9 protein-coding genes (1 of these 9 only partly in view) are annotated in these 8,847 nt (G+C 68.2%); 7 read left to right on the top strand and 2 right to left on the bottom strand.

Going from position 1 to position 8,847, the window contains the following annotated elements; genetic code table 11:
- Positions 1-290 precede the first annotated feature (290 nt).
- From OOK40_RS33190 to OOK40_RS33205, 4 genes are read left to right on the top strand one after another with little or no spacing between them, the layout of a single operon-like run.
- The gene (locus tag OOK40_RS33190) at positions 291-2,510 is read left to right on the top strand and encodes a polyribonucleotide nucleotidyltransferase (protein WP_266489028.1); all 2,220 of its coding nucleotides are present in this window, start codon (positions 291-293) and stop codon (positions 2,508-2,510) included.
- A complete protein-coding gene (locus tag OOK40_RS33195) occupies positions 2,507-3,886 on the top strand; it encodes a pitrilysin family protein (protein ID WP_266489035.1) in 1,380 nt (459 codons plus the stop codon). The genes OOK40_RS33190 and OOK40_RS33195 overlap by 4 nt, the downstream gene beginning before the upstream one ends.
- Before the next feature lie 17 nt (positions 3,887-3,903).
- Positions 3,904-4,656 (top strand): 4-hydroxy-tetrahydrodipicolinate reductase, encoded by a 753-nt coding sequence (dapB, locus tag OOK40_RS33200; protein ID WP_266489037.1) that lies wholly within the window; start codon positions 3,904-3,906, stop codon positions 4,654-4,656.
- Positions 4,657-4,661: 5 nt separating this feature from the next.
- Positions 4,662-5,111, top strand: coding sequence for a hypothetical protein (locus OOK40_RS33205; protein WP_266489040.1), 450 nt, complete (start codon positions 4,662-4,664; stop codon positions 5,109-5,111).
- 27 nt (positions 5,112-5,138) lie between these two features.
- Here the strand turns inward: OOK40_RS33205 and OOK40_RS33210 are convergent, their stop codons facing one another.
- Both OOK40_RS33210 and OOK40_RS33215 read right to left on the bottom strand, forming a co-directional pair.
- A complete protein-coding gene (locus tag OOK40_RS33210) occupies positions 5,139-5,687 on the bottom strand; it encodes a hypothetical protein (protein ID WP_266489041.1) in 549 nt (182 codons plus the stop codon).
- Positions 5,688-5,815: 128 nt separating this feature from the next.
- Positions 5,816-6,055, bottom strand: coding sequence for a hypothetical protein (locus OOK40_RS33215; protein WP_266489043.1), 240 nt, complete (start codon positions 6,053-6,055; stop codon positions 5,816-5,818).
- A gap of 166 nt (positions 6,056-6,221) precedes the next feature.
- On the opposite strand from OOK40_RS33215, the gene thyX reads away from it, so the two are divergent.
- The 3 genes from thyX to OOK40_RS33230 all read left to right on the top strand — a co-directional run.
- The gene (thyX, locus tag OOK40_RS33220; RefSeq protein WP_266489044.1) at positions 6,222-6,962 is read left to right on the top strand and encodes an FAD-dependent thymidylate synthase; all 741 of its coding nucleotides are present in this window, start codon (positions 6,222-6,224) and stop codon (positions 6,960-6,962) included.
- 208 nt (positions 6,963-7,170) lie between these two features.
- Entirely contained in the window at positions 7,171-8,070 is a 900-nt protein-coding gene (gene dapA / locus OOK40_RS33225) for a 4-hydroxy-tetrahydrodipicolinate synthase (protein WP_266489047.1), read from the top strand.
- A gap of 132 nt (positions 8,071-8,202) precedes the next feature.
- Positions 8,203-8,847: the 5' portion of a ribonuclease J gene (locus OOK40_RS33230; RefSeq protein WP_266489050.1), read on the top strand. Its footprint extends 1,041 nt past the window's final position; 645 of the gene's 1,686 nt are visible here — the first part of the coding sequence; it begins with the start codon at positions 8,203-8,205; the stop codon falls past the right edge of the window.

Consider the following 8,847-nt stretch of genomic DNA (forward strand, 5'->3'; position numbering starts at 1 on the left):
GGGAGCGGTTCCCACTCTTAGGGGGCCGCTCCCTTTGCTGTACGTGCGCGACCTGCCGGACGGCATTTAGTCTGGTCGCACAAGGCAGTACCGAACGACAACGCAATACCGAACGACAACGCATTACCGAACGAACGAGAAGCCGCCTCACCGCCGCCGGTCCTCGGTAGTGGCCCCCGGAGAACCAAGCCCCGGGTGCTTCGATCGAAGACCGGCCCGCAGAACGAGCGCTTCTCGGCCACCGTCCCCCGCCACACGGGCGAGGGGACGAAGACGAGGAGAAAACGCTAGTGGAGAACGAGACCCACTACGCCGAGGCCGTCATTGACAACGGTTCCTTCGGCACCCGCACCATCCGCTTCGAGACGGGCCGCCTGGCCAAGCAGGCCGCCGGTTCCGCCGTGGCGTACCTGGACGACGACACCATGGTGCTGTCGGCCACCACCGCTTCCAAGAAGCCCAAGGACCAGCTCGACTTCTTCCCCCTGACGGTGGACGTCGAGGAGCGGATGTACGCAGCCGGCAAGATCCCCGGCTCCTTCTTCCGTCGTGAGGGCCGGCCCTCCGAGGACGCGATCCTCACCTGCCGCCTGATCGACCGCCCGCTGCGCCCCTCCTTCAAGAAGGGCCTGCGCAACGAGATCCAGATCGTCGAGACGATCATGGCGCTCAACCCCGACCACCTGTACGACGTGGTCGCGATCAACGCCGCCTCCTGCTCCACGCAGCTGGCCGGCCTGCCCTTCTCCGGCCCGATCGGCGGCACCCGTGTCGCCCTGATCAAGGGCCAGTGGGTCGCCTTCCCGACGCACACCGAGCTCGAGGACGCCGTCTTCGACATGGTGGTCGCCGGTCGCGTCCTGGAGGACGGCGACGTCGCGATCATGATGGTCGAGGCCGAGGCCACCGAGAAGACCATCGAGCTCGTCAAGGGCGGCGCCGAGGCGCCGACCGAGGAGCTCGTCGCGGCCGGTCTCGAGGCCGCGAAGCCCTTCATCAAGGCGCTGTGCAAGGCCCAGTCGGACCTCGCCGCCAAGGCCGCCAAGCCCACCGGCGAGTTCCCGGTCTTCCTCGACTACCAGGACGACGTCCTGGAGGCGCTGACCGCTGCCGTCAAGGGCGAGCTCGCGCAGGCGCTCACCATCGCCGGCAAGCAGGAGCGCGAGACCGAGCTTGACCGCATCAAGGAGGTCGCCGCCGAGAAGCTGCTCCCGCAGTTCGAGGGCCGCGAGAAGGAGATCTCCGGTGCCTACCGCGCGCTGACCAAGAAGCTGGTCCGCGAGCGTGTCATCAAGGACAAGGTCCGCATCGACGGTCGTGGCGTCACGGACATCCGTACGCTCGCCGCCGAGGTCGAGGCCATCCCGCGCGTGCACGGCTCGGCGCTGTTCGAGCGTGGCGAGACCCAGATCCTGGGCGTCACCACCCTGAACATGCTCCGTATGGAGCAGCAGCTGGACACCCTTTCCCCGGTGACCCGCAAGCGCTACATGCACAACTACAACTTCCCGCCGTACTCCGTCGGTGAGACCGGCCGCGTCGGTTCGCCGAAGCGCCGCGAGATCGGCCACGGCGCGCTCGCCGAGCGCGCCATCGTGCCGGTGCTGCCGACGCGCGAGGAGTTCCCGTACGCCATCCGCCAGGTCTCCGAGGCGCTGGGCTCCAACGGCTCCACGTCCATGGGCTCGGTCTGCGCCTCCACCATGTCGCTGCTGAACGCCGGTGTGCCGCTCAAGGCCCCCGTCGCCGGTATCGCCATGGGTCTGATCTCCGAGGAGATCGACGGCCAGACGCACTACGTCGCCCTCACCGACATCCTCGGTGCGGAAGACGCCTTCGGTGACATGGACTTCAAGGTCGCCGGTACGAAGACCTTCGTCACCGCGCTCCAGCTCGACACCAAGCTCGACGGCATCCCCGCCTCGGTCCTGGCCGCCGCGCTGAAGCAGGCCCGCGACGCCCGCCTCCACATCCTCGATGTGATGAACGAGGCCATCGACGTCCCGGACGAGATGTCCCCGAACGCCCCGCGGATCATCACCGTCAAGATCCCGGTGGACAAGATCGGTGAGGTCATCGGCCCCAAGGGCAAGATGATCAACCAGATCCAGGAGGACACCGGCGCCGACATCACGATCGAGGACGACGGCACCATCTACATCGGTGCCGCTCAGGGCTCGCAGGCCGAGGCCGCCCGCGCCACGATCAACGGCATCGCCAACCCGACCATGCCGGAGGTCGGCGAGCGCTACCTGGGCACGGTCGTCAAGACGACCACCTTCGGTGCGTTCGTGTCCCTGCTCCCGGGCAAGGACGGCCTGCTGCACATCTCGCAGATCCGCAAGCTCGCCGGTGGCAAGCGCGTGGAGAACGTCGAGGACGTGCTCGCGGTCGGCTCCAAGGTGCAGGTCGAGATCGCCGAGATCGACTCCCGCGGCAAGCTCTCCCTGATCCCCGTGATCGAGGGCGAAGAGTCCGCCGACGAGAACAAGGACGACGCTGCCCAGTGACGTCCCGTAGTTCCAGGACGACGGCCCGCACCTCTTCGGAGGCGCGGGCCGTCGCCCGTACCCAAACGCTTCTCAAGGGCGAGCACGGCATCGGCACCGTACGCCGCACCGTCCTGCCCGGCGGCCTGCGCGTCGTCACCGAGACCCTGCCCTCCGTACGCTCCGCCACCTTCGGTATCTGGGCGAACGTCGGCTCCCGCGACGAGACACCCTCGCTCGGCGGCGCCACGCACTACCTGGAGCACCTCCTCTTCAAGGGCACGCGACGGCGCTCCGCCCTCGACATCTCATCGGCCATCGACGCGGTCGGTGGTGAGATGAACGCCTTCACGGCGAAGGAGTACACCTGCTACTACGCGCGCGTGCTCGACACCGACCTGCCGCTCGCCATCGACGTGGTCTGCGACATGCTCACCGGATCGCTGATCCTCCAGGAGGACGTCGACGCCGAGCGCGGTGTCATCCTCGAAGAGATCGCGATGACGGAGGACGACCCGGGCGACTGCGTGCACGATCTGTTCGCGCACACGATGTTCGGCGACAGCCCCCTCGGCCGTCCAGTTCTCGGCACGGTCGACACGGTCAACGCGCTGAGCGCCGACCGCATCCGCCGCTTCTACAAGAAGCACTACGACCCGACCCATCTGGTCGTCGCGGCCGCGGGCAATATCGACCACGCCACCGTCGTACGCCAGGTCCGCAGGGCCTTCGAGAAGGCCGGCGCCCTGTCCCGTACGGACGCGGCCCCCACCCCGCCCCGCGACGGGAGCCGGACCCTGCGCACCGCCGGCCGCGTCGAGCTGCTGGAGCGCAGGACCGAGCAGGCCCATGTCGTCCTCGGCATGCCCGGCCTCGCCCGCACCGACGACCGCCGCTGGGCGCTCGGGGTACTGAACACCGCCCTCGGCGGCGGTATGTCATCCCGTCTGTTCCAGGAAGTCCGCGAGAAGCGCGGCCTGGCCTACAGCGTGTACTCGTACACCTCGGGCTTCGCCGACACGGGCCTCTTCGGCGTCTACGCGGGCTGCCGCCCCAGCCAGGTCCACGACGTCCTGAAGATCTGCCGCGACGAGCTCGACCGGGTCGCGTCCGAGGGTCTCTCGGACGAGGAGATCGGCCGCGCCGTGGGCCAGCTCTCCGGATCCACCGTGCTGGGCCTAGAGGACACGGGCGCGCTGATGAACCGCATCGGCAAGAGCGAACTGTGCTGGGGCTCGCAGATGTCGGTCGACGACATGCTGGGGCAGATAGCCTCCGTCACGCCCGACGAGGTACGCGCGGTAGCAGGCGAGGTGCTGGGACACCGTCCCTCCCTGTCAGTGATCGGCCCGCTCAAGGACAAGCAGGCGGACCGCCTCCACGAAGCGGTCTCCTAACGTTAAGGAAGAGAGCAATGAGCAAGCTGCGCGTGGCCGTTCTCGGCGCCAAGGGCCGTATCGGCTCGGAAGCGGTACGAGCCGTCGAGGCCGCGGACGACATGGACCTGGTCGCGGCTCTCGGCCGGGGCGACAAGCTGGAGGCCCTGGTCGATTCCGGAACCCAGGTCGTGGTCGAACTGACCACGCCGGCTTCGGTGATGGGCAATCTCGACTTCTGCGTACGCCACGGCATTCACGCGGTCGTCGGCACCACCGGCTGGACCGATGAGCGCCTCGCGCAGCTGGGCACCTCGCTCGCCGCATCGCCCGGGACCGGTGTCCTCATCGCACCGAACTTCTCCATCGGCGCGGTCCTCACCATGAAGTTCGCGCAGCAGGCCGCGCGGTACTTCGAGTCCGTCGAGGTCGTGGAACTGCACCACCCGAACAAGGCCGACGCCCCGAGCGGCACCGCGACCCGCACCGCCCAGCTCATCGCGGCGGCGCGGGCGGAGGCGGGCTGCGCGCCGCAGCCGGACGCGACCGTCACCGGGCTGGACGGCGCCCGCGGCGCGGATGTCGACGGCGTGCCGGTGCATGCCGTACGGCTGCGCGGTCTGCTCGCCCACCAGGAAGTGCTCCTGGGTGGCGAGGGGGAGACCCTGACCATCCGCCACGACTCGCTGCACCACAGCAGCTTCATGCCGGGCATCCTGCTGGGCGTCCGCCGTGTCGTATCCACTCCGGGCCTCACCTTCGGCCTGGAAAACTTCCTCGACCTGGGCTGACGGCCATGGGTGGAAAGATCACGTACTTCTTCCTCGCCACCGCGCTGGTGCTCGTCTTCGGCGTGGTGGCGCTGGAGGGCGTGCTGCTCATCCTGACCGGTGAGCCGGCCGCTATGGGAATGGGCGCTGTGGCGTTCCTGCTGCCGGTCGTCGGCGCCTGGTTCCTCTGGCACAACACCAGCTTCGCGCGCAACGCGCATCGGCTGGCCCGCGAGCTGGAGGCCGAAGGCGGGCTACCTCAGGAGTCGCGGCATACGCCCGGCGGGCGGATCGACCGTGACGCGGCCGACGAGATCTTCGCGAAGCGTAGGGCCGAGACCGAGGACTCGCCGGACGACTGGCGCTGCTGGTTCCGGCTGGCCGTGGCCTATCACGATGCCCGCGACACCCCGCGTGCCCGCAAGGCGATGCAGCGCGCGATCACGCTGCGCAGAACAAGCCCCTCCGGCGTTTGAGAAGCGGTCCGGGGCAGAGCCGTCTGGTCAGGCCCCGCGGTACTCGGCCCCCCAGGCCTCGACGGAGTCCGCCGCCCGGTCGAAGGCCTCGGTACGTGACAGAAAGTCCGCGTTGTGATCGGTCAGTAGGTGCAGCGCTTCCCCGCCCTGCGGTACGGCGACGAGCGCCTGCCCCTGTACGGTGCGCGGCAGCCCGAGCCAGCGCACGGGCTGCTGCACGGTGCGCACCGCCACGACGCGGTTCCACGGCACCGTCCTGGTCGAGAAGAAGGCCACGCGCCGCACGCCGTGCCGGCTGACCCAGACGCCCGCCCGCAGCAGCCTCAGCGAGGTGAAGATGAGCGCGAGCCCCAGGCCCAGACAGACGCCGGCGCCCGGCAGCGCACCGGCGAACGCGATGATCATCGCAGCGATGAGCACGAACGAGGCGAGCAGCAGCAACAGCGCCGCGGCGCCGACCCGCCAGGGACCCGGACGGTACGGACGCCGCCAGCGGTCGTGATCGTCGAAGGGCAGCGCGACGTCGTCATCGCTCGTGCCGAACGCACGGTCGGCCGTCAGAAAAGGCAGGGGCACGACTGATCCTCACTCACCAGCACACTCGATTCGGCTGTGCCCGGTGAGGCTACCGAGGCACCCACGCCCGGACCACCCCCGGGGGGCCATGGGGGTGCCCCCGCGCCCTTGGGGGCTGTAGGGGAGCGTCAGCGCCCGTCGGACGCCTCGGACTGCTGCGAATGCCCCGCCGCCGGGCCGGATTCCAGCGCGGGAAGCCCGAAGAGCAGGGAGCCGACCAGCCCGGCGACGACGGTCAGCCCGATCAGCGTGTGCCCCGCGAGCTGGGAGCCGCTGGGACGTACACGGGGCGGCGGAGTGACGTTACTGCGGAAGTGATCGGCCTCAGCGACGAATGCGAACGGGACGGCCTCTCGCCGGCAGAACATCAGGGCACTCTCCTTGGCAACGTGTCGGTGGTCTACTGGTAGAGACGTCAAAAGCAGTCATTTGGTGCCCACATTCCCAGATTTGCTCAAAGGGGCCAGAGGCACTGCCGCGGCGTTCCGTCGTTAAAGTGGGCGCCGCCTATGCGTTCAACCGGAAGGACTCCTGGTGTCCGACACCCCCGCCGAGACAGCCACGCCCAGTTTCCGCAGCGATGTCACCGTCGAGCTGGTGAAGCACACCGCCGGTGACTCCGACGTGCTGTGGGCCGCCCGCGTCTCCACGGCAGGCGAGCAGTCTCTGGAGGAGCTCCAGAAGGACCCCGAGCGCTCCACGGGACTGATCAACTACCTGATGCGGGACCGCCACGGCAGCCCCTTCGAACACAACTCGATGACCTTCTTCATCAGCGCCCCGATCTTTGTCTTCCGCGAGTTCATGCGCCACCGTGTGGGCTGGTCCTACAACGAGGAGTCCGGGCGCTACAGGGAGCTGCAGCCGGTCTTCTACGTCCCGGGTCAGCAGCGCAAGCTCGTGCAGGAGGGCCGCCCCGGCAAGTACGTCTTCATCGACGGCAGCCCGGAGCAGCACAAGGTCGTCAGCGACGCCATGATCGACTCGTACCGCCGCTCGTACGAGACGTACAAGGAGATGCTCGACGAGGGCATCGCCCGCGAGGTCGCCCGCGCCGTCCTCCCCGTTGGCCTGTTCTCGTCCATGTACGCCACCTGCAACGCCCGCTCGCTGATGCACTTCCTCGGCCTGCGCACGCAGCACGAGCTGGCGAAGGTCCCGTCCTTCCCCCAGCGGGAGATCGAGATGGTCGGCGAGAAGATGGAGCAGCACTGGGCGAAGCTCATGCCGCTCACCTATGCGGCCTTCAACGCCAATGGCCGCATCGCCCCGTAGGGCACAATCGTCCCGTAGAGCACAGATGTACGGGTCAGCCCGGAGAAGTGTCCGCATTGCGGTGTTTCATGAAGTTCATCTAGGCTGATCAAACGGACCCGGCACTGCTTGAACCCCCGAGCAGGCAGTGCCGGGCTCCGCATGTCACGTCCTACGTCACGTCCCCCGAGGGGACACTGCGTACTGAGCAGCGAGTAGCGTGTTACCCATGGCTCCGATCTCCACTCCGCAGACCCCCTTCGGGCGGGTCCTCACCGCCATGGTCACGCCCTTCACGGCGGACGGCGCACTCGACCTCGCCGGCGCACAGCGTCTGGCGGCCCATCTGGTGGACGCAGGCAACGACGGCCTGATCATCAATGGCACCACCGGTGAGTCGCCGACCACCAGCGACGCGGAGAAAGACCAGCTCGTACGAGCCGTACTGGAAGCCGTCGGAGACCGGGCCCACATCGTCGCCGGTATCGGCACCAACGACACCCGCCACAGCATCGAGCTCGCCCGCACGGCCGAACGCTCCGGCGCGCACGGCCTGCTCGCGGTGACGCCGTACTACAACAAGCCCCCGCAGGAGGGCCTGTTCCGTCACTTCTCGGCCATCGCCGACGCGACGGAACTGCCCGTCATGCTCTACGACATCCCCGGCCGCAGCGGCGTCCCGATCGACACCGAAACACTGGTGCGCCTCGCCGATCACCCGCGTATCGTCGCGAACAAGGACGCCAAGGGTGACCTGGGCCGCGCCAGCTGGGCCATCGCCCGCAGCGGTCTCGCCTGGTACTCCGGCGACGACATGCTCAACCTCCCGCTGCTCTCGGTCGGCGCCGTCGGCTTCGTGTCCGTCGTCGGTCATGTCGTCACCCCGGAACTCCGCGCCCTCCTCGACGCCCACCTCACCGGTGACGTCCAGAAGGCCACCGAGATCCACCAGCAGCTGCTCCCCGTCTTCACGGGCATGTTCCGCACCCAGGGCGTCATCACCACCAAGGCGGCACTGGCCCTGCAGGGCCTCCCGGCCGGACCGCTCCGGCTTCCCCTGGTGGAGCTCTCTCCGGAGGAAACCGCGCAGCTCAAGATCGACCTCGCGGCCGGTGGGGTAGAGCTCTAAACACAGACTTCACAACTGAATACGCGAAGAAGGCCGACCGAAAGCGGTCGGAACCAAGACAACAGCAAGTGCACGAATGTCATGTACGCCACGTGCCGAGCGGTACGTGGCGTGCGTGGTGAGGAGAGTCTTTTGAGTCATCCGCATCCTGAACTCGGCGCCCCGCCGAAGCTTCCCAAGGGTGGCCTGCGTGTCACCCCACTCGGCGGTCTCGGCGAGATCGGCCGGAACATGACGGTCTTCGAATACGACGGCCGACTGCTCATCGTCGACTGCGGCGTCCTCTTCCCCGAGGAGGAGCAGCCCGGAATCGACCTGATCCTGCCGGACTTCACCACCCTCCGGGACCGCCTCGACGACATCGACGGCATCGTGCTCACGCACGGCCACGAGGACCACATCGGTGGCGTCCCCTTCCTGCTCCGACTGAAGCAGGACATCCCGCTGATCGGCTCCAAGCTGACCCTCGCGCTGATCGAGGCAAAGCTCCAGGAGCACCGCATCCGCCCGTACACCCTCGAAGTCACCGAGGGCCACCGCGAGCGCATCGGCCCGTTCGACTGCGAGTTCATCGCGGTCAACCACTCCATCCCGGACGCGCTGGCCGTCGCCATCCGCACGCCCGCGGGCATGGTGGTCCACACCGGCGACTTCAAGATGGACCAGCTCCCGCTGGACGGCCGGCTCACCGACCTGCACGCATTCGCGAGGCTGAGCGAGGAGGGCATCGACCTCCTGCTCTCGGACTCGACGAACGCGGAGGTCCCGGGCTTCGTC

The sequence above is a fragment of the Streptomyces sp. NBC_01481 genome, assembly GCF_026339995.1.
Taxonomy (GTDB): Bacteria; Actinomycetota; Actinomycetes; order Streptomycetales; family Streptomycetaceae; genus Streptomyces.

Bases quoted from the DNA above. Each gene is read 5' to 3' on its own strand.
- dapA (WP_266489047.1), top strand. From the start codon at position 7,171: ATGGCTCCGATCTCCACTCCGCAGACCCCCTTCGGGCGGGTCCTCACC.
- dapB (WP_266489037.1), top strand. From the start codon at position 3,904: ATGAGCAAGCTGCGCGTGGCCGTTCTCGGCGCCAAGGGCCGTATCGGC.
- OOK40_RS33215 (WP_266489043.1), bottom strand. From the start codon at position 6,055: ATGTTCTGCCGGCGAGAGGCCGTCCCGTTCGCATTCGTCGCTGAGGCC.
- OOK40_RS33205 (WP_266489040.1), top strand. From the start codon at position 4,662: ATGGGTGGAAAGATCACGTACTTCTTCCTCGCCACCGCGCTGGTGCTC.